The sequence below is a fragment of the Bradyrhizobium sp. USDA 4502 genome (genome assembly GCF_054063355.1).
The window spans coordinates 1,754,305-1,773,716 of the sequence record NZ_JBSSGF010000001.1 but is presented as its reverse complement, the minus strand read 5'-3'; the positions used below and the strand labels follow the sequence as shown (position 1 = coordinate 1,773,716).

General features: G+C 67.2%; 21 protein-coding genes and 1 riboswitch. Of the genes, 7 read left to right on the top strand and 14 right to left on the bottom strand.

Annotation, left to right across the window (positions count from 1 at the left end; genetic code table 11):
- Positions 1–7 precede the first annotated feature (7 nt).
- From cobA to cbiE, 5 genes are read right to left on the bottom strand one after another with little or no spacing between them, the layout of a single operon-like run.
- On the bottom strand, positions 8–736 hold the full coding sequence (gene cobA / locus ACVW1B_RS07850) for a uroporphyrinogen-III C-methyltransferase (protein ID WP_253609405.1): 729 nt from the start codon (positions 734–736) through the stop codon (positions 8–10).
- Complete coding sequence (locus ACVW1B_RS07845) at positions 733–2,043, bottom strand: cobyrinate a,c-diamide synthase (protein ID WP_253609406.1); 1,311 nt, start codon at positions 2,041–2,043, stop codon at positions 733–735. Before ACVW1B_RS07845 ends, cobA begins: the two co-directional genes overlap by 4 nt.
- The gene (cobM, locus tag ACVW1B_RS07840) at positions 2,040–2,825 is read right to left on the bottom strand and encodes a precorrin-4 C(11)-methyltransferase (protein WP_253609407.1); all 786 of its coding nucleotides are present in this window, start codon (positions 2,823–2,825) and stop codon (positions 2,040–2,042) included. Before cobM ends, ACVW1B_RS07845 begins: the two co-directional genes overlap by 4 nt.
- Complete coding sequence (locus tag ACVW1B_RS07835) at positions 2,822–3,190, bottom strand: cobalamin biosynthesis protein (RefSeq protein ID WP_176936762.1); 369 nt, start codon at positions 3,188–3,190, stop codon at positions 2,822–2,824. The genes cobM and ACVW1B_RS07835 overlap by 4 nt, the downstream gene beginning before the upstream one ends.
- Entirely contained in the window at positions 3,187–4,368 is a 1,182-nt protein-coding gene (cbiE, locus tag ACVW1B_RS07830; RefSeq protein ID WP_456791901.1) for a precorrin-6y C5,15-methyltransferase (decarboxylating) subunit CbiE, read from the bottom strand. Before cbiE ends, ACVW1B_RS07835 begins: the two co-directional genes overlap by 4 nt.
- Between cbiE and ACVW1B_RS07825 the strand changes: the two genes are divergently transcribed.
- The gene (locus ACVW1B_RS07825) at positions 4,367–5,116 is read left to right on the top strand and encodes a cobalt-precorrin-6A reductase (protein ID WP_253609409.1); all 750 of its coding nucleotides are present in this window, start codon (positions 4,367–4,369) and stop codon (positions 5,114–5,116) included. The genes cbiE and ACVW1B_RS07825 overlap by 2 nt on opposite strands.
- On the opposite strand, the gene cobJ is transcribed toward ACVW1B_RS07825, so the two are convergent.
- The 7 genes from cobJ to ACVW1B_RS07790 are packed head-to-tail and all read right to left on the bottom strand — an operon-like array spanning position 5,092 to position 12,999.
- Positions 5,092–5,826, bottom strand: a complete 735-nt coding sequence (gene cobJ, locus ACVW1B_RS07820) for a precorrin-3B C(17)-methyltransferase (protein WP_168857099.1) — start codon at positions 5,824–5,826, stop codon at positions 5,092–5,094. The two genes, ACVW1B_RS07825 and cobJ, sit on opposite strands and share 25 nt — an antisense overlap.
- The gene (locus ACVW1B_RS07815) at positions 5,823–6,554 is read right to left on the bottom strand and encodes a precorrin-2 C(20)-methyltransferase (protein WP_253609410.1); all 732 of its coding nucleotides are present in this window, start codon (positions 6,552–6,554) and stop codon (positions 5,823–5,825) included. Before ACVW1B_RS07815 ends, cobJ begins: the two co-directional genes overlap by 4 nt.
- A gap of 2 nt (positions 6,555–6,556) precedes the next feature.
- Positions 6,557–7,186: a precorrin-8X methylmutase gene (locus ACVW1B_RS07810; RefSeq protein ID WP_253609411.1), complete on the bottom strand. Its 630-nt coding sequence runs from the start codon at positions 7,184–7,186 to the stop codon at positions 6,557–6,559.
- Positions 7,186–8,349: a precorrin-3B synthase gene (gene cobG, locus ACVW1B_RS07805; RefSeq protein ID WP_253609412.1), complete on the bottom strand. Its 1,164-nt coding sequence runs from the start codon at positions 8,347–8,349 to the stop codon at positions 7,186–7,188. The genes ACVW1B_RS07810 and cobG overlap by 1 nt, the downstream gene beginning before the upstream one ends.
- Positions 8,346–11,594, bottom strand: coding sequence for a cobaltochelatase subunit CobN (gene cobN, locus ACVW1B_RS07800; RefSeq protein ID WP_456821462.1), 3,249 nt, complete (start codon positions 11,592–11,594; stop codon positions 8,346–8,348). The genes cobG and cobN overlap by 4 nt, the downstream gene beginning before the upstream one ends.
- On the bottom strand, positions 11,594–12,628 hold the full coding sequence (gene cobW / locus ACVW1B_RS07795; protein ID WP_253609414.1) for a cobalamin biosynthesis protein CobW: 1,035 nt from the start codon (positions 12,626–12,628) through the stop codon (positions 11,594–11,596). Before cobW ends, cobN begins: the two co-directional genes overlap by 1 nt.
- The gene (locus ACVW1B_RS07790; RefSeq protein WP_253609415.1) at positions 12,625–12,999 is read right to left on the bottom strand and encodes a DUF1636 family protein; all 375 of its coding nucleotides are present in this window, start codon (positions 12,997–12,999) and stop codon (positions 12,625–12,627) included. The genes cobW and ACVW1B_RS07790 overlap by 4 nt, the downstream gene beginning before the upstream one ends.
- Positions 13,000–13,093: 94 nt before the next feature.
- A riboswitch (cobalamin riboswitch) is annotated at positions 13,094–13,305 on the bottom strand.
- Positions 13,306–13,341: 36 nt separating this feature from the next.
- Here ACVW1B_RS07790 and cobO point away from each other — a divergent pair.
- Positions 13,342–13,995 carry a cob(I)yrinic acid a,c-diamide adenosyltransferase gene (gene cobO, locus ACVW1B_RS07785; RefSeq protein ID WP_168857103.1) on the top strand — a complete coding sequence of 218 codons (654 nt, stop codon included), beginning with the start codon at positions 13,342–13,344 and terminating at the stop codon, positions 13,993–13,995.
- A gap of 11 nt (positions 13,996–14,006) precedes the next feature.
- A complete protein-coding gene (locus tag ACVW1B_RS07780; protein ID WP_253609416.1) occupies positions 14,007–15,455 on the top strand; it encodes a cobyric acid synthase in 1,449 nt (482 codons plus the stop codon).
- 181 nt (positions 15,456–15,636) lie between these two features.
- Here ACVW1B_RS07780 and cobD read toward each other — a convergent pair whose 3' ends face one another.
- Together cobD and cbiB are read right to left on the bottom strand one after the other, a co-directional pair.
- Positions 15,637–16,602: a threonine-phosphate decarboxylase CobD gene (gene cobD, locus ACVW1B_RS07775; RefSeq protein ID WP_253609417.1), complete on the bottom strand. Its 966-nt coding sequence runs from the start codon at positions 16,600–16,602 to the stop codon at positions 15,637–15,639.
- A gap of 11 nt (positions 16,603–16,613) precedes the next feature.
- Positions 16,614–17,537, bottom strand: coding sequence for an adenosylcobinamide-phosphate synthase CbiB (gene cbiB / locus ACVW1B_RS07770; protein ID WP_253610051.1), 924 nt, complete (start codon positions 17,535–17,537; stop codon positions 16,614–16,616).
- 166 nt (positions 17,538–17,703) lie between these two features.
- Here cbiB and cobU point away from each other — a divergent pair, with 166 nt between their 5' ends.
- Genes cobU through ACVW1B_RS07750 form a run of 4 tightly spaced genes read left to right on the top strand, consistent with a single transcriptional unit; the run spans position 17,704 to position 19,403 of the window.
- The gene (gene cobU, locus ACVW1B_RS07765) at positions 17,704–18,207 is read left to right on the top strand and encodes a bifunctional adenosylcobinamide kinase/adenosylcobinamide-phosphate guanylyltransferase (protein ID WP_057015887.1); all 504 of its coding nucleotides are present in this window, start codon (positions 17,704–17,706) and stop codon (positions 18,205–18,207) included.
- 32 nt (positions 18,208–18,239) lie between these two features.
- Complete coding sequence (bluB, locus tag ACVW1B_RS07760; protein ID WP_253610052.1) at positions 18,240–18,872, top strand: 5,6-dimethylbenzimidazole synthase; 633 nt, start codon at positions 18,240–18,242, stop codon at positions 18,870–18,872.
- On the top strand, positions 18,850–19,194 hold the full coding sequence (locus ACVW1B_RS07755; protein ID WP_253609419.1) for a hypothetical protein: 345 nt from the start codon (positions 18,850–18,852) through the stop codon (positions 19,192–19,194). The genes bluB and ACVW1B_RS07755 overlap by 23 nt, the downstream gene beginning before the upstream one ends.
- Positions 19,191–19,403 (top strand): CbtB domain-containing protein, encoded by a 213-nt coding sequence (locus ACVW1B_RS07750; RefSeq protein WP_253609420.1) that lies wholly within the window; start codon positions 19,191–19,193, stop codon positions 19,401–19,403. Before ACVW1B_RS07755 ends, ACVW1B_RS07750 begins: the two co-directional genes overlap by 4 nt.
- Positions 19,404–19,412 lie beyond the last annotated feature (9 nt).

Here is a 19,412-nt window from a genome sequence, read left to right as displayed (position 1 = left end):
AGCCGCGTCACCCTCGTTCCGTCGCCAGCGCACCGAACAGGATAACGGCAGCCGCCGTGGCCGCGCCTGCCTGCGTGAGCTGTTCGGCCAGCGCTGCGATCGTGGTGCGAAGCAGCCGCTCGTCGGCGTGGCCGAGCGATTCCGCCAGCAGTGCGGGAGTGTCGGGCGCGAGGCCGTGCGCGATCAGCCTTGCGGCCAATGCCGGGAAGGTCCGCCGCCCCATATAGACGACGGTGGTCGCTTCCGGATCGGCCAGCGCCGCCCAGTTCAGGTCCGCAGGCAATTCGCCTGTCACATCGGCGCCGGTGACGAACTGGACCCGGCGCGAGGTCAACCGGCGCGTCAGCGGAATGCCGGCCTGCGCGGCGGCAACCGACGCCGAGGTCACGCCGGGAATGATCTCGTAGCCGATGCCGGCCACGCGCAGCGCTTCGATCTCCTCCTCGAGCCGTCCAAAAATGCCGGCGTCACCGGATTTCAGCCGCACCACCCGCACGCCGGCGGCGGCATAATCGACCAGCAGCCGGCTGACATGGTGCTGCTTCGCCGACAGGCGGCCGGCGCGCTTGCCGACCGCGACGAGATTGGCGCCGGAGCGCGCGAGATCGAGGATCGCGCCCGAGGCGAGATCGTCATAGAGCACCACATCGGCCTCGCGTAGCCGAGCCGCTCCCTTCATGGTCAGGAGTTCGGGATCGCCGGGACCGGCCGAGACGAAGGAAACGAATCCGCTCACCGGTCCTCCGCAATCAGATGGAAGAATGTACCCGTCGCACAGCCGCGCCGCGATCCGGTCTCCGCAACGATCGTACCGGTCGCATCACGCACCACCGCGAGCGGCGTGTCGGGCTGCGCGATGATCGTCGAATAGTGAAACTCGTGGCCGCGCAGCCGTGCGCATGGGCCGTGGCCGGGCATCGGTGCGGCAAGCTCGGCGACCCGGTAGCCCAGATGCATGCGGCGCTTGGCATAGCTCGTCTCAAGGCCGAGCAGGCCCGCCATCTCGTGGCGCACGCCGTCGGCGTCGGTCAGCGCGGCGCCCAGCACCATGTAGCCGCCGCATTCGCCGTGCACCGGCCGCGTCGCGGCGAAGGCGCGGAGCCGCCCGAAAAATCGCCTGTTGGCCGCAAGTCGGCCGGCATGCAGCTCGGGATAGCCGCCGGGCAGCCAGCACACATCGGCGCCCGAGTCGGGGCCTTCGTCCGCAAGCGGCGAGAACGTCACGATCTCAGCGCCGGCCGCGCGCCAGGCTTCCAGCATGTGCGGATAGACGAACGAGAATGCGGCATCGCGCGCCAGCGCAATGCGCTGGCCGGGCGGCGTGATGTCCAGCCCACGCACGGCTGGTTGTGGCGACCAGACGCGCGCCGATCGCAGCACGGCGTCGAGATCGACATGCTCGGCGACGAAGCGTGCGGCTTCGTCAATCAGACCGTCGATTTGAGCCTGCTCTTCGGCCTGTACCAGGCCGAGGTGACGCTTCGGCAAGGCGATCTCGGCGTGGCGCGGCAGCGATCCCAATACCGGAATGCCCGCACCTTCCATGGCATTGCGCACCAGCGCTTCATGCCGCGCGCTCGCGACGCGATTGAGGACGACGCCCGCAAGCCGAACGCCGGCGCGAAAATCACGCAATCCCGCCGCGACCGCCGCCGCGGTCTGCGCCTGACCGGAGGGATCGATCACCAGCAACACCGGCCACTCCATCATCTCGGCGATGTCGGCGGTGGCGCCGGTCCCCGAGACGCCCCGCGCGGCGACGCCGTCGAACAGTCCCATCGAGCCTTCCGCCAGCACGAGATCGGCGTCCGCGCCGCGGCCTGCCAAATGCGCGATCGCTTCGCGCGCCATCGCCCAGCTATCGATGTTGACCGACGGGCGTCCCGTGGCGACCGCGTGAAAGGCGGGATCGATGTAATCAGGCCCGCTCTTGAGGCATTGTACCTTGAGACCACGATTGCGATAGGCGCGCGCCAACGCCAGGGTCAGCGTCGTCTTGCCGACACCGGATGCCGGCGCAGAGATGACGAGCCCCGCGGTCATTGCGATGATTCCGGAAAACGCGGCGCCACCCCGACCGGACGGTAGCGACGGTCGTAGTCAGCTGCATAGAGACGGCTCTCGGCGAATTCGTCCGCGCCGAGCGTCTTGCCGACCAGAATGAGCGCAGTGCGTTCGAGCTCGGGGCCGACGGCGGTATCGAGCGTCGCGAGCGTGGCGCGCACGATGCGCTGGTCCGGCCAGCTCGCGCGCCAGACGATCGCAACCGGGCAATCCGCGCCGTAGTGCGGCGTGAGCTCGGCGATGACCTTGTCGAGCAGATGGATCGAAAGATGGATCGCCAGCACCGCGCCGGTCGCGGCAAAGGCTGCGAGCGTCTCGCCATCAGGCATCGCGCTCGCCCGGCCCGGCGTGCGCGTCAGCACCACCGATTGCGCAAGGCCCGGCAGCGTGAGCTCGGCCTCCAGCGCCGCCGCGGCTGCCGAGAAGGCCGGCACCCCCGGCGTGACCGAATAGGGAATCCGCAACGCGCGCAGCCGGCGCAGCTGCTCGCCCATCGCCGACCAGATCGAGAGATCGCCCGAATGCAGCCGCGCGACGTCCTTGCCCTCCGCATGCGCGGCAGCGATCTCGGCGATGATTTCGTCGAGCGAGAGCGGCGCGGTGTTGACGATGCGCGTATCCGGCGGGCAATGCGCCAACACACCTGCAGGCACCAGCGATCCGGCATAAAGACAAACCGAGCACGAGGCGATGAGATCGCGCCCGCGCAGGGTCAGCAAATCGGCAGCGCCGGGTCCTGCGCCGATGAAATGCACCGTCATTCGCCGTCTCCTTCCGCGATCGCCGCAACGGCCATCCGGTCCGGTGACGCGGTCCTGATCGAGATCAGGCGCGCACCGCGCCCTGCTGCAGCGATCGCCGCAGCTTCGGCGACCGAGCCCGTTCCGAATCTCGCCTCGATGAACTCGGATTGCGTTGCAGTCTTTATTTCAGCCAGGACCCCGGCGGGAATGCTCCGGACCGGCAGCCCCAATTCCCGCGCCAAGTCCCTCAATGCCGCCGCATCGGCCTTGTCACTCACCGTTGCAATTGCCGCAAGGCCGTCGGAACCGCCGGCCGCGTCGAGGGCGCCGCGCAAGGACGCGACACTGGCATTGCGCCTGAATCCGAGACCAGCGACCTTCATCGGAGCGCGCTCCATTGCACGATCGGCCGCGCGGCCTTCCAGCCGCGATAGCGGCCCAATGGCTCGGCCTGCGCGATCTCGACCCGCATCAACTCGCCGCCATGACGCTGGTGCAGATCGCAGAGCAGCGCCTCTGTCTCCAGGGTCACCGCATGCGCGACCAGCCGCGTGCCCGGCGCGATCTGCGACCAGATCGCATCGAACATATCAGCGTCGAGGCCGCCTCCGATGAACACCGCATCGGGCGCCGCGAGGTCCGATAAAGCGCCGGGCGCCTCGCCCTCGCTGACTGTGATCCGATGCGTCAAGCCGAAGCTCGCCGCATTGCTGCGGATGTTGGCGGCGCGTTCGGTGCGGGCTTCGACGGCGATCGCCGTCCCTCCACACAGCGCCCATTCGATCGAGATCGAGCCCGAGCCCGCGCCGACATCCCACAGCCGCTCACCGGGCCGCGGCGCAAGCGCCGACAGCGCAAGCGCGCGGACCGGCCGCTTTGTCAGTTGCCCGTCATGCACAAAGAGCGCATCGGCAAGACCCGAGCTGCTTGCGATTCCCTGCGCTCCCCGCGCCTCCAGCGCGACTGCGACCAGGCTCTCGCCTGAATCACCCGCATACGAGTCGGCGCGATGCTGCGTGATAGATTCACGCGGTCCGCCAAGCGCCGCAAGCGTCCATATTGCCGACGCCCCCCAACCACGCTCCGTCAGCCAGCGCGCAAGGTCGGAAGCTGCCTTGCCGTCACGCAGCAGGCAGATGATCCGCGCATCGCGCACGAGATGCGGTAACAACCGTTCAAACGGTGCGGCATGAAGACCGAGACAGACACCATTCTCGATACGCCAGCCCAAACGAGCCGCCGCCAGTGAGAACGTCGACGGCGAGGAGTGCGCGACCCACTCGCCGGCCTGCAGCTTCTCGACAAGGCTTCCGCCGACGCCATGCCAGAACGGATCGCCCGACGCGAGCACCACCGTCGGACGGCCGCGACAGCTCAGCACGATGTTCGCATCGAACGGCACCGGCCAGGCACGGCCGCGGTCGGCGATGCCGGCGAGCGCGAGGTGCCGTTCGCCGCCGAAAACTGTTTCGGCTTCACGGAGCGCCTTTCGGCTTGCATCGGAGAGGCCGGCAAGGCCATCTTCGCCGATGCCGATGATGGTCAACCAGGGATTATCCATGATGCGCGCCCTGATCCTGGGCGGAACGGCCGATGCCAATCTGCTCGCCGCTGCGATCGCAAGCGCGGGGATCGACGCGGTCTATTCCTATGGCGGCCGCACCCGTGCGCCGGCTGACCAGCCATTGCCGGTCCGCAGCGGTGGTTTCGGCGGCGTCAGCGGTCTTGCCGACTATCTGCAACGCGAAGCCATCACGCATGTGGTCGATGCGACGCATCCCTTCGCGGCCGAGATGAGCCGCAACGCCATCGCGGCGTGCGCGCAGACCGCAACGCCGCTGCTCGCGCTCGAACGCGCGCCCTGGGACAAAACCTCCGGTGATCGCTGGATCGAGGTCGCGGACGTCGTATCCGCAGCCGCGGCCTTGCCGGACAGCCGCGCCAGCGTGTTCCTCGCGATCGGCCGCCAGCATATCGCGCCGTTCGGCAACCGGCCGCAGCATGCCTATACGTTGCGTTTCGTCGACCCGCCCGAGCAAGCGCTGCCATTGCCCGATGCCGACGTCATCGTCTCGCGCGGCCCCTTCACGCTCGAGGGCGAACTCGCGATGATGCGCGCACGTCGCATCGAGTGGATCGTCGCCCGCAACTCCGGCGGAACCGGCGCGCGCGCCAAGATCGACGCCGCCCGCGTGCTCGGCCTTCCCGTTATCATGATCACGCGGCCGCTGCTGCCCGACAGGCCGCGGATGGAAAGCGTGAGCGAGGTGATGCAATGGCTCGGTCATCGGACCTGCCTCGGCGCATAGACCCAGCGGCCGACCCGCCGTGTCGCCGAATTGCCGACGATCACGAGCGTCCGCATGTCGGCCATGTCTGGCCTTGCGTCGCGCAGTTCGACCGTCTCGATCCGCTGCTCGGGCGTGCTGACGGAGCGCGCGAACACCACGATCCGCTCGTCACAGCCGGCCTCGCGCAAGATCTCGAGCGCGCGCCCAAAACCTTCCGGCCGGCTGGCCGAGCGCGGATTGTACATCGCGATCGCGAAATCCGCTTCGGCCGCAAGCCGCAGGCGTTTCTCGATCAGCGGCCAGGGCTTGAGATTGTCGGAGAGATTGATCGCGCAGAAATCATGACCGAGCGGCGCGCCGGCGCTTGCCGCCGCCGCCAGCATCGCCGTCACGCCGGGCAGAACGCGAATCGGCAGGTCGTGCCATTGCGGCGCGTCCTCCAGCGCTTCGAACACAGCCGATGCCATCGCAAACACGCCGGGATCGCCTGAGGAAACCACGACGACGTGGCCTCCTTCCGACGCGAGCCGCAGCGCGTCAGCGGCGCGCTGCAACTCCACGCGATTGTCCGAGGGATGCAGCGTGAGCCCGGCGCGCGGCGGCACGCGCGTCACATAGGGCGCATAGCCGACGATGTCGGTCGCGGCCGCGAGCGCAGCAGCGACCTCCGGCGTGATCAGCGCCTCGGCGCCCGGTCCGAGCCCCGCGATGGTCAGCGTGCCGGTCATTGCGCGACCTCCCTGCGCCGCCCCTGCCCGTGCACCAGCACGATCGCAAAATAGGGACAATCGGCCTCGCCGACATCTGCAAGCCGTGCGACGCGCTGATCCGGCATGGTGCCGCGTTCGACCAGCCACGCATCATCGAGGCGCCCCGCGAACGCCAGCGCGCGGCGAATCTTCGGAAGATTGCGACCGGTCTTCATCACGACCAGCGCGTCGGAGCTGCGCATCCGCTCGGCGAGCTCCGCCTCCGGCAGCGTCCCCATCAGAACGGTCGTCACATCGTCGGCCAGCGCAATCGGCTGCCCCACCGAATTCCAGCAGCCGACCATGCCGGGAATGCCGGCGATCACCTCGATCTCGACACGCCCCTGCAGCCGCGCATGCAGATGCATGAACGAACCATAGAAATAGGGATCGCCCTCGCAGAGCACGACGATGTCGATCGCGCGCGCAAATCGCGCCAGGCGCTCGGCCCATTCGTCATAGAAGTCGGCCAGCAGGCGCGCATAGTCCGGACTGTCGAACGCGATTTCCGTGGTGACCGGATATTCCATCGGATATTCGCTGACGTCTGCGGCGAGCAAGCCTTCGACAATGCGGCGTGCCTGCCCCGGCTGGCCCTTCTTGCGAAAATAGGCGACGTGCTTCGCGGCACGCACAACGCGGTCGGCACGCACGCTCATCAGGTCCGGATCGCCTGGGCCGAGGCCGCAGCAGATGATGCGTCCCATCGCTATTCGCTCCGGCTCGCCAGCGCATTGACGGCGGCAACCGTGATCGCCGAACCACCGAGCCGTCCCTCGACCGTCAGCGCCGGCGCGGGCGGCTCAGCCATCAATGCCGCCTTGGATTCCGCCGCGCCGACAAAGCCGACCGGACAGCCGATGATCGCCGCCGGCCGTGGGCAATCGGGATCCTCCAGCATGTTGAGCAGATGGAACAGCGCCGTCGGCGCATTGCCGATCGCGACGATGGCGCCGCCCAGATGCGGCCGCCACAGCTCGAGCGCCGCCGCGGAGCGCGTGTTGCGCATCGATTGCGCGAGCGCAGGTACCTTGACATCACCGAGCGTGCAGATCACGGCATTGCCGGCCGGCAGCCGCGCGCGCGTAATTCCCTCCGACACCATGCGCGCGTCGCAGAGGATTGGCGCGCCCTCCTGCAGGGCGGCTCGCGCGCGCGCAGCCATGCCCGATGTGAAGCGCACATGCGCTTCCAGGCCTACCATGCCGGCGGCATGGATCATGCGCACGACCACCGGCTCTTCGTCTGGCGTGAAGCGGGCAAGGTCGGCCTCGGAGCGGATGGTGGCAAAGGACTGGCGATAGATCGCTGCGCCGTCGGTCTCGTAGACGTGCGGCATCAGCGGCCTCCCGTCAGCACGGAGGGATTTGCGACGAGGTACGAACTGCTCAACCCTCGGGTGACCGGCGCATCCCGCGTCGTGCCGCGGCAGATCAGATCAAAGCCGTTGTCTGTCGCAACGAGGGTAACATCCGCAGAACCGGAATGGGCACAGCCCTTGGCGCAGCCGGAGACGTGAAGCCGCGCATCAGGTGGGATATGCCGCGCGAGCGCCGACGCCAGCATACGCGTATCCGCATGCGCATCGCCGCAGCGCGGTGCGCCGCTGCAGGTGACCACGCGCAGCCTCGGATCGCCGGCATCAGTCACGAGGTCCGCCCCACCCGGCATCTCGCGCATCCCCTCCACCAGCATCATCCGCCACGGCGTCATGCGGAGAGCCTGCGCGCAACCGGCGAGATCGTTGAGCGTCTGGTGCGGCATCTGCCCGAAGGCGACGCCGACCATCGCGCCCGCCGGATAGAGGCCAGGCGCAGGGGCCGCCGATCGGGCCACGGGCTCGGCATCGCCGCGAAGTGTCTCGGGAACGCTCGCGCCGCCCGCCAGATGAGCCGCCATCCGCCGTTTCTCACCCTTGGTTCCGCCGGCGGCGACGAACCACTCGGCCAGCGCCAACGCCGTCCGCACAGCCTCGCTCCGCGTGACCGAAAGCCCGCACTGTGCGCCATCGGCACGTACCAGCAGTCCGCCGTTGCGATCGCGCTCGATCCTGACGTCGGCGGACGCGCGCGCCAGCATCCGCGCATCGCCATCATCGATTGCGAAGCCGAACTTGGTTGGAAGATCAAGCGAGGCACCGGCAAGCCCCTGCTCAAGCTCGGTCGCAAGCGAGCGCGTCTCGTCGGCGGCAGTCCAGAACGGCGTCACCAGAATGTTGCGCTGCGCCTCGATGTCCGCGCCCGCGTCCAGCAACCCGAGCTCAGCGAGCCCATCGACCAGGGGCGGATAAGCTTCATCGCTGACGCCGCGGATCTGGAGATTGGCGCGGCTGGTCAGGTCGATCAGGCCGTTGCCGTATCGCGCCGCCAGCCTGGCGATTCCCGCTGCCTGCGCCGCGTCCAACCGTCCGCCGCGCGGGCGAATGCGCACCACGAGGCCATCGCCTGATAGCATCGGCCGCAGCGCGCCTGGACACCAGCCCTTGACCGCAACCGCACTCATGAGGCCTCCTGCAGCGCAGCCGCAATCGAATTGCGCCGCGTCTGCCAGAGCGAGGCTTCATGCAATCTCATGAAGCAGGTTTCGATCGCAGCCAGCGCCGCCGCGTTCTCGCGCGCCATGAAGCCGCGAACCTCGTCATTGCCGAGCGTCGCATCGTAGTAGAGATCGAACAGATGCGGCGGCACCGCGCCGGCAAGATGGGCGAACGCCGCCATGTGCTCCAGCGTCGCCGATATCTCGGCGGCACCACGGAAGCCATGGCGCATCATGCCCGCGATCCAGGCAGGGTTGGCGGCACGCACCCGCACCACCCGTGAAATTTCCTCGGTCAACGCGCGGGCATGCGGCTGATCCGGCCGCGTCGCATCGAGGTGATAGAGCGACGGAACTTTTGTGCCAAGGCGCCGGGCGGCCGCCGCGATGCCCGCCTCGTGCGCGGCATAGTCCGCCGCCAGCAGCAGATCGGTCTCCGGCAGATCCTGAGTGTGAACAAAACTGTCCGCAGCCGCGAGCCGCGCCTCGATGCCGGCGCGATCGGGCCGCATCTCGCCGTCGGATGCGAGAGCCCACGACGATGCCGACAGCCAGGCTTCGCCGGCCGCCTCGCGCGCCTCCTCGGTGAAGACATCCGACAGCGACGCAATGCCAACGCCATAATGTCCGGGGCGAGGACCGAACACGCGCGCGATGCGCTGCCGGTAAGGATTCTCGTCCGCCTCGTCGCTGCGTTCGGACAACGCCTCCGCTGCGGCTTCGAACAACTGGGCCAGCCCTGAGAAGACGTCGCGGAACAGCCCCGACACCCGCAACGTGACGTCGATGCGCGGCCGGCCGAGCTCCGCCGGCGCGATGATGTCGTAGCCCGACACCCGCCCCGATCCATGATCCCAGCGCGGCGCGATGCCGGCGAGGTGCAGGGCCATCGCAAAGTCCTCGCCGGCGGTGCGCATCGTCGAGGAGCCCCAGAGGTCGACCACGAGTCCCTTCGGCCAGTCGCCGTGATCCTGCAAATGACGCCGCAACAGCTCCTCGGCGAGTTTCACGCCTTGGGCATGCGCCGACGGCGTCGGCACCGCGCGCGGATCGACCGCAAACAGATTACGTCCGGTCGGCAGCACGTCGCGGCGTCCGCGATAGGGCGAGCCCGACGGCCCCGGCGCCACGCGCCGCCCCGCGAGCGCATCGCGCAGCGCCGCCCTCTCCGCCTCACCGCAAGCGCCCTGCCCGAACACATGCAAGCCGTCGCTGAATTGGCTTTCCTTGAGGTCGCAGACGAAACGATCGATCTGCGGAATGGCCTCGGCCGCGGAGACCGACGCGGCGAGACCGAGATCGTCCTCCAGCCCGGCGATGCGCGCTTCGTCGCGGATCGCGGCGATCAGGCGCTGCCGCCGCGCCGGATCGAGACCGTCGGCGGTCGAATACTCATCGAGCAAGCGCTCGAGATTGCGCAAGCCTTCCGGCACCGCGGCCTTCGCGAGCGGCGGCGGCAGATGGCCGATCGTCACGGCACCGATCCGGCGCTTGGCCTGCGCCGCCTCGCCGGGATCGTTGACGATGAAGGGATAGACAACAGGCAGATCGCCGATCAGCGCCTCCGGCCAGCATGCGGGCGACAGCGCAACCGACTTGCCGGGCAGCCATTCCAGCGTTCCATGCGCGCCGATGTGGACGACGGCATCGATGGCCTGCTGCCTGAGCCACAGATAGAACGCGACATAGGCATGGCGCGGCGTGCGTGAGAGATCGTGATAGTCGGCGTCGCGCTGCCCTACCTCACCGCGCTCCGGCTGAACGGCAATGACCGATTTGCCGCAACAGATCGCAGCGAAATGAAATGCGCCGTCACGGCAATCCCGATCATCCTCCGGCGCGCCCCATGCGCGGCTGAGATCGTCCTGCAGCAGTTCGGGAAGGCCGGAAAGCGCCGCGCGATAGTCGGCGACGTTCCACGTCAAAGTCCTCCGCAAAAGAATGTCGCCTAGCGACCGCACCGGCTCAAGGTCAAATCCCGCAGCCGCGAGATCGGTCAGCAACGCCTCGACTGAAGCCAGCGCATCGAGGCCGACGGCATGCGCGATCTGATGCGGGCGGCCGGGATAGTTCGAGAGCACCAGCGCGAGCCGCTTCTCCTGTGCCGGCTTGCCGGCAAGCCGATGCCAAGCGGCCACGCGTGCGGCAATTGCAGCGACGCGCTCGGCATCCGGTCGATGCGCAAGATGCGCGAATTGCAGCTCGGGATCGCGCTCACCAGGCGATTTGAAGCTCACGACCCCTGTGAACAGGCGGCCGTCGACCTCCGGCAGCACCACATGCATCGCGAGATCGCCCGGCGACAGGCCGCGAAGCGACAAGGCCCAATCCTCGCGCCGCGCGGTCGACAGCGCGACCTGGAACACCGGGCATGATGCGGCGTCGAAGGGCGTCGTGCCGTCGTCACCGGCCGCGGAAAACGCGGTCGCATTGACGATCGCCGCTGGAGCGCATTGCGCGAACTGAACGCGCAGCCAATCGGCCACGCCCGCCGCCTTCAATGAAGTGACGAACACGCCATGAGCATCAAAGCCCCGCTCACGCAATGCATCGATCAATGCATCGACCGGTGCCGTGTCGCCGGCCGCGAGATAAGAACGATAAAACGTAACCAGCACGCGCGGCCGGCCATCCGGTGCCGGCAACGCCGCGATGGCTCCGCGCCGGGGATCGTAGACGCCGATCTCGGGAAGATCGATCTCGCCGACCACCGGCCCGGCATAGAGTCCGGACGCCAGCGCCAGTTGCGCGATCACGGCCTGAGCGGCAACCGGGCCGCCCTTGTCGCACAACACCTTCAGACGGCGCAGCGTCGAGACCGGCAAGGTCGAGAATTCATCCAGCCGCTGATCGTCGCGGCCATCGGCCGGCAGCACGACCAGGGCGATGCCGCGCTCCTTCGCCAGCCGATGCACCGCGGCCAGCCCGTATGACCAATAGGGCTCGCCGCCGATCAGCCGCACCAGAATGCCGCGGGCGTGCGAGAGCGTCCGCTCGATATAGGTATCGACCGACAGCGGATGGCGCAGCTCCGCGAGATTGGCGAGCCGCAGCGACGGCAGCGCAGCACGGCCGCGCCGCCAGCCGGCCGCGAAGGCAGCAAGATCGCTGTCGGAAAACGACAACACCACGAGATCGGCCGGATCCTGGCCGAGGTCCCTTGGCGTCGCGGTCTCCTCAAGGCCGCGGCTCTCGCGGAAGACGACGTGCATCAGACACCAAGCCGTGCCCTGATCGCGGCTTCATCGATGTCGGCATGTTCGCCGATCACGACGAGCTTCGACTGCCGCGCCCGGGCACCCCAGGGCATGTCGAACTGATGCCGCACCCGCTCGCCGACCGATTGCACCAACAGCCGCATCGGCTTGCCTTCGACCGCGATGTAGCCCTTGGCGCGCAGCACGTTCTGCTCGCGCGCCAGCCCCTTGATCGAGGCGACCAGCGCGTCGACATCCGAAACTTCCGGAAGATCGATCACGACGGAATTGAAATCGTCGTGCTCGTGTTCCTCCTCGCCATCGTGATGCGACGGCCGCGCCGCGAGATCGCTTTCCGCCGCCGCCCCGAGCCCGAGGATCACGCGCGCGTCGATCGTGCCGTCGACGACGGGCAACATCGGCACCTCGCGCGGCATCTCGGCCGCGATCACCGCTTTCGCTGCCTTGATCCCCTCCGCCCCGGCGAGATCCGCCTTGGTCAGCAGCACGATATCGGCACAGGCGATCTGGTCCTCGAACACTTCCGACAGCGGCGTCTCGTGGTCGAGATTGTCGTCCGCTGCACGCTGCGCATCCACCGCGGCCGGATCAGGCGCAAAACGGCCGGCGGCGACGGCCTCGGCGTCGGCGAGCGCGATCACGCCGTCGACCGTGATCCGCGAACGGATCTCCGGCCAGTCGAACGCTTTCAGCAGCGGCTTCGGCAGGGCGAGCCCCGAGGTCTCGATCACGATGTGATCGGGCTTCACGTTCCGCGCCAGCAACTGCTCCATCGCCGGGATGAAATCGTCGGCGACGGTGCAGCAGATGCAGCCATTGGCGAGCTCGACGATGTTCTCGGCCGGACAATTGGCGTCGGCGCACGACTTCAGGATGTCGCCGTCGACGCCTTCGCTGCCGAATTCGTTGACCAGCACCGCGAGCTTCTTGCCGTTGGCATTGCGGATCAGATGCTGGATCAGCGTCGTCTTGCCGGAGCCGAGAAAGCCGGTCACGACGGTGACCGGAATTTTGGCGAGCGTGGTCATTCTGCGGCCTCCGGCACGACGGGAAGAGGTGGAATGCGGGCGAGCGATTGCTTGCGGAAGATTTCCGGACGGCTGCGCCACGGCACGATGCCGTCGGGCGCCGCCGCATAGGCGGAGGCACCGGCGATCACATCCGCGGCATTATCAGCGGACAGTCGGCCGTAGACATAGGACCAGCGCCCCGGCGCGCTGAGCGCGACCGAGCAGCCCTGGCTGCAGGCCGACAGGCATGCGACGGGAACCAGATTGACGTCATCGGGCACGCCGGCCTCGACAAGCGCGGCATGCAGGCGTGCACCGGGCGCGAGTTCACCTTCCGCCGACGTCTGGCCGGCGCGGCAGGTGATGCAGACATGAAGTGTGACGCTCATCGCCCTTCCTGGATTGACAGCGGGAAGCGATGAGGCACACGAACCGATTTTGGACAGGTTCGTTCCCCGTCGCGGAACACCCCGTCCGCCGGTTTCACAACATGCTGCGTTGGCAGGTCTCCCGGCTTGCGGAGCAGGTTTTACCCTTCGATGCCCACCTTCCCGACTCCGTATGGAATCAGTGGCTTGGGCATCTCTCCGGTCACGGTCGCGGGGGCGGCTGCGCTTCGGGCCCGATTTAGCGGAGCCCTATCGCATTCCCTCTTCGCCTGTCGTAGGACAGGAACCAACGCAGGACCACCATTCGTCCAAGCCTCGCACTTGTCAAGCCGAAGGAATGTGATGACTTCTGATGGAAAGGACGCTGAAGACGGCGCCGTCGGCACCGATCTTTCGCCGGATGCGCGCCACGCGGACAAGATGGCGAAAAAGAAGGCCGCCCGCGACCGCATCATGGCGACCAAGAGCGGTGAAAAGGGCCTGATCATCGTTCATACCGGCGCCGGCAAAGGAAAATCGTCCTCCGCGTTCGGCATGATCGTGCGCTGTGTGGCTCACGGCTTTCCCTGCGCCGTGGTGCAGTTCATCAAGGGCGCCTGGGATACCGGCGAGCGCCGCCTGCTCACCGGGCATTTCGGCGATCTCTGTCAATTTCACGCCATGGGCGAAGGCTTTACCTGGGAGACGCAGGATCGCGCCCGCGACATCGCGGCAGCGCAAGCCGGCTGGGAAAAGGCCAGGCAGCTGATCGCGGACCCGAGCCTGCGCATGGTCGTGCTCGACGAGATCAACATCGCGCTACGCTACGATTACCTTGCGATCGCCGATGTCGTCGACTTCCTGACCACGTCGAAGCCGCCGATGACCCATGTCGTGCTCACCGGGCGCAACGCCAAGGAGGAGCTGATCGAGATTGCCGATCTGGTCACCGAGATGACGCTGGTAAAGCATCCGTTCCGCTCCGGCATCAAGGCCCAGCCGGGCGTCGAGTTCTGACGGGCATCACGATGGCGCGCGCATTGATGATCCAGGGAGCCGGCTCGGACGTGGGCAAATCGCTCATCGTCGCCGGCCTCGCCCGCGCCGCCCGACGGCGCGGCCTGCGCGTGCTGCCGTTCAAGCCGCAGAACATGTCGAACAACGCCGCCGTGACCGTCGATGGCGGCGAGATCGGACGCGCGCAGGCATTGCAGGCGCTCGCCGCCGGCGTCGAGCCGCACACCGACATGAACCCGGTGCTGCTCAAGCCCGAGACCGATGTCGGCGCCCAGATCATCGTGCACGGCAAACGGATCGCCACCGCACGCGCGCGCGAATATGCCGGCATGAAACCATCGCTGATGGGCGCGGTGCTGGAGAGTTTTGCGCGCCTGAAGCAGCGCGCCGATCTGGTGCTGGTCGAGGGCGCCGGCAGCCCCGCCGAGGTCAACTTACGCAAAGCCGATATCGCCAATATGGGTTTTGCGCGCAAAGCAGACGTGCCCGTGGTGCTGGTCGGCGACATCGACCGCGGCGGCGTGATCGCGCAGCTCGTCGGCATCAAGACGGTGATCGACCCTGATGATGCCGCGATGATCCAGGGCTTTATCATCAACAAATTCCGCGGCGATCCGACATTGTTCGATGACGGCTATCGCTTGATCGAAGAGCGCACCGCCTGGCGCGGATTTGGCGTGCTGCCCTGGTTCGTCCGCGCCGGCGAACTTCCGGCCGAAGATGCGCTCGGGCTCGGCGAGGCGCGCAAGCCGGGCCAGTGCAAGATCGCGTTCCTTGCGCTGTCGCGGATCGCCAATTTCGACGACCTCGATCCGCTGAAGCTGGAGCCCGGCGTCGATCTCGTGATGGTACGTCCGGGCGAAGCCATCCCAGGTGATGCGAAGCTCGTCATCCTGCCCGGCTCGAAATCGACCCGCGGCGATCTCGCCTTCCTGCGCGCGCAGGGCTGGGACATCGATCTCTTGGCACATCATCGCCGCGGCGGCCATGTCCTCGGCCTGTGCGGCGGATATCAGATGCTTGGTCAGACCGTCGCCGACCCTGAAGGGATCGAGGGGCCCGCCGGCGAAACACGCGGCCTCGGGCTGCTCGATGTCGCAACCACCATGACCGAACAGAAGACGCTGACGCGCGCCAGCGCGGTGCATGCCGCGACCAGCCAGCCGATCAACGCCTATGAAATCCATATCGGGCGCACCGACGGCCCGGATCGCGCGCGGCCCTTTGCATCACTCGACGGTACGGCTGAGGGCGCTGTCTCCGCAGATGGGCGCGTTCACGGCAGCTATCTGCACGGCCTGTTCGCCTCGGACGATTTCCGCAAGGCGTTCCTTGCACAACTCGACATCGCGGCGGCTGATCAGCCCTACGGCGCCAGGGTCGAGAGCGCACTCGACGCGCTTGCCGAGCACATCGAGACCCATCTCGATGTCGAAGGCCTGCTCGCGCTGGCGCGTTAAAGCGAGATGATTCCTTCTCACCTCGCCCCGCGTGCGGGGAGAGGTCGGAACGCATCGCTAGATGCGTTCCGGGTGAGGGGGAGTCTCCGCAACCGCAGCTGTCGCCGAATATGCGGATGCGGCCCCTCACCCCAGCCCTCTCCCCGTAAGAACGGGGAGAGGGAGCGCAGCGCCGTCGCAATCAGCGCGACAACACGGCGGAAAGGCGCGACCACTCGGGCTCACTGCCCGGCAAGCCGAGGCGCAGCCATCCCGGTTTCTGCTGGAAAACCCGCGACCAAATCTGGCTGCGCGCAAGCTTCTCCTGCACGGCCAACGCATCGCCGGTCTCGTAGAGCCGGAACAGCAACGTGCCACCGAGCAGCGTCCAGCCCCGCGATCGCGCCATTGCAGCGAGCCTGACGCAGTCGTCCGCGAGCCGCGCAGCCGTCGCCGTTGCCCAGTCGTGATCGAGCAACGCGCGCCGCCCGATCGCGATTGCTGCTCCCGAAACCGGCCATGGGCCCGCCCTCGCCGCAAGCGCGGCGACGTCCGCCTCGCTGCCGATCGCGAAGCCGAGGCGCAAGCCGGCAAGTCCGTAGAACTTGCCGAAGGAGCGCAGGATCAGCAGCCCCGCGTGTCCTGCTTCCGGTGCAAGGGACAGGTCAGGAACGGCGTCCGCAAAACTCTCGTCGATGACGAGCCGGCCAACGCGCGGCAGCAGTGCCAGCAACTCCCGCCGATCATGGCGTCGTCCGTCGGGGTTGTTCGGATTGACGACGATCGCAATGTCCGCACCCGCAAGCGCGGCGAGATCGGACACCTCGGCAACGTCCCAGCCGGCGGCCGACAACACCGCGGCATACTCGTTATAGGTCGGCGCCAGAATCCGCGCCCGCCCCTTGAGCGCCAGATGCGGCAGCAACTGAATCGCGGTCTGCGCACCACCCATCGCCACGATCGGCGCCTTGGTGACATAGGCCTGCCGCGCAGCGTCGTGCAGCGATTCAAGATCGGATCGCGACGGCAACGCGCTCCATTGCCGCGGCTCGACATCGACCAAGGGATACGGCACCCGATTGATCCCGGTCGACAGGTCGATCCAGTCGTCCGCGGCGCCGCCGAAGCGCTGCCGGGCGACATCAAGGTTCCCGCCGTGCTCACGCATGCGCCGCTCCTTCACGCCAGCGCCAGGACCAGCAGCGCCCCAGCCAACAGAATCATGGCGTAACGATAGAGTTTCAGCCCGGTGAGGACGTCAGCGGCAGCCGGATCGCGCGCCCCCTCGTTCAGCCAGGGCTCATCGGCGATGTGCCCGTGATAGATGCGAGGACCGCTGAGCCGCACGCCGAGCGCGCCGGCCATCGCAGCTTCCGGCCAGCCGGCATTCGGCGAGCGATGCCGCTGCGCATCGCGCAACATGCATGACCACGCCTGCGAACGGTTCGGCGCGAGCAGCACGAACAGAACACCCGTCAACCGCGCCGGAATGAGATTGGCGAGATCGTCGATCCGGGCGGCCGCCCAGCCAAAGGCTTCGTGCCGCTCGGTGCGATGACCGATCATCGAGTCCAGCGTGTTGATCGCCTTGTAGCCAAGGATTCCCGGCAGGCCGAACAGCGCGCCCCAGAACACCGGCGCCACGATGCCGTCGGATGCATTCTCGGCGAGGCTCTCGATGGTGGCGCGCGCGATGCCGGCGTCGTCGAGCGTTGCCGGATCACGCCCGACAATTTGCGCGACCGCTGAACGTGCGACCGCGATGTCGCCGGATGCCAAGGGACTTGCCACCGCGGCGACATGGTCGTGCAGCGAGCGCACGGCAACCAGCGGCCATGCCAGGACACCGACAAGGACAATGCGAACCCATCCGCATGCGAGCACGGACTGAACGGCCCAACCGAGCGCAATCACCAGCGCGATCACCAGGATCGCAGCCGCAATACCAGCGCCGCGACGAAACGCCGGCGGGTCGGAGGCGCGGTTCCAGGCGCCATCGACAAGATGGATCAGCCGGCCGAGCCAGGTCACGGGATGGCCGATGCGGGCAAACAGCCACGCCGGCCAGCCGATCAGAGCATCCACAGCCATCGCCACCGCCATCGCTCCCGCAAAACCCACTTGACCCTCTCCGCGCCGCGGTCCCCCTGATGCGCAAGACATCGGCCGAGCGCAAGCCCTCCGTGACGGATTTCGGCTTTGTCTTTCTCCGCGATTGGTGGTTAGAGCGTTTGTGAACGACGTGCGTACCGGTCGCACAGGAGATGATATGGCCGTCATTCTGATCACGGGGGGAGCCCGGTCCGGCAAAAGCCGGCGCGCCGAACTTCGTGCGCGCAGCTTTCCGGGACAGCCGGTCTATATCGCAACCGCCGAGGCGCTCGACGCAGAAATGGATGAGCGGATCGCCAAACATCGCGCGCGGCGCGGCAGCGACTGGATCGAGCGCGAGGTGCCGCTCGATCTGGTTGAAGTGCTGTCCGGGACCGATGGCGCTGGTGCACGGCTGGTCGATTGCCTGACGCTCTGGCTATCCAATCTGCTGCATGCCGGGCGCGACTGGTCGCAGGAAGTGACGCGGCTGGCGGATGCACTGTCGCGCCAGCACGGCCCGGTCGTGCTGGTCACCAACGAGGTCGGTCTCGGCATCGTGCCGGACAATGCATTGGCGCGGACGTTCCGCGACGCCGCAGGAATCATGAACCAGACTATCGCCGGCATCGCAGACGAGGTCGAGTTCGTCGTTGCGGGCCTGCCGATGAAGCTTAAATGAAGTCCGAGATCGATCCCGCCAAAGGCCCCGCGATGGTCTCATTCGACGATACGTTTCGCCGCCAACTGCACGAACTGTTCGTGTGGCGGCGCGACGTGCGGCGGTTCCGGGCCGATCCGCTGCCGGATGGTGCGATCGAGCGGCTGATCGAGATCGCCTGCCTGTCGCCTTCGGTCGGCCTGAGCCAGCCCTGGCGGTTCGTCATTGTCGACGACAAGACACGACGCCGCGCTGTCATCGACGACTTCAAGGCCTGCAACGCCGATGCGCTGCGGTCCTATTCGGGCGAGCGCGCCACAAAATACGCCGCGTTGAAATTATCGGGCCTCGAGGAGGCGCCGGGCCACCTCGCCGTGTTTGCCGAGAAGACCGACCGGATCGGCGCCGGTCTCGGCCGCGCGACGATGCCGGAGACGTCGGAATATTCCGTGGTGGCCGCGATCTGCTCGATGTGGCTTGCCGCGCGCGCCGAAGGCATCGGCATCGGCTGGGTATCGATCCTCAATCCAGACCGCATTCATGGCGTTCTGGAAATCCCGGACTCCTGGAAATTTATCGGCTATCTCTGCATCGGTTACCCCCAGACCGAGTGCGACCGCCCGGAGCTCGAACAGGCCAAGTGGGAATCGCGGCGAGGTCCGGATGAATTCACCGTCCGACGCTGACCGAGCCCCTGCCGGCGACGGCACCTCGAGCTGTGACGCGCACTGGCGCGCCGACATCGCCTCGCTGGTCTTTCCCGTCCCGGGGCACAACGCGATCTGCGCGGTGCATCGGGGCGCCTTTCGCACGCTGCTTGGCATCGACCCGACGGTGGACGCATGCCTCGCCCATTTCAGGCGGTTTGAACCAGCCTTCAAGGCAGCCGCACACGCCAAGATCGAGCGCAAGCGCATTCCCCTTGGAACAAATTTGCATCTTACCAGTCGCGACATCACCCGAAAGCTGCTAGAAGCCGATCAAATCGAATGTGGAGAACGACCATGAGCCAGTCCCAGACCGCGCAAACCCAGGTTACTCAAGCTCAGGTCACGCATCTGCCGATCGCCACCCGACAGGTCGGACGGCTTGCACAGTCGTTGATAGCCATGACGCTCGGCCTGTTCATCGTCGGCGTGGTCGGCTTCTCGCACATCGACGTAATCCACAACGCCGCGCATGACGTGCGCCATTCCAACGCCTTCCCCTGCCACTGATCTCCTTGG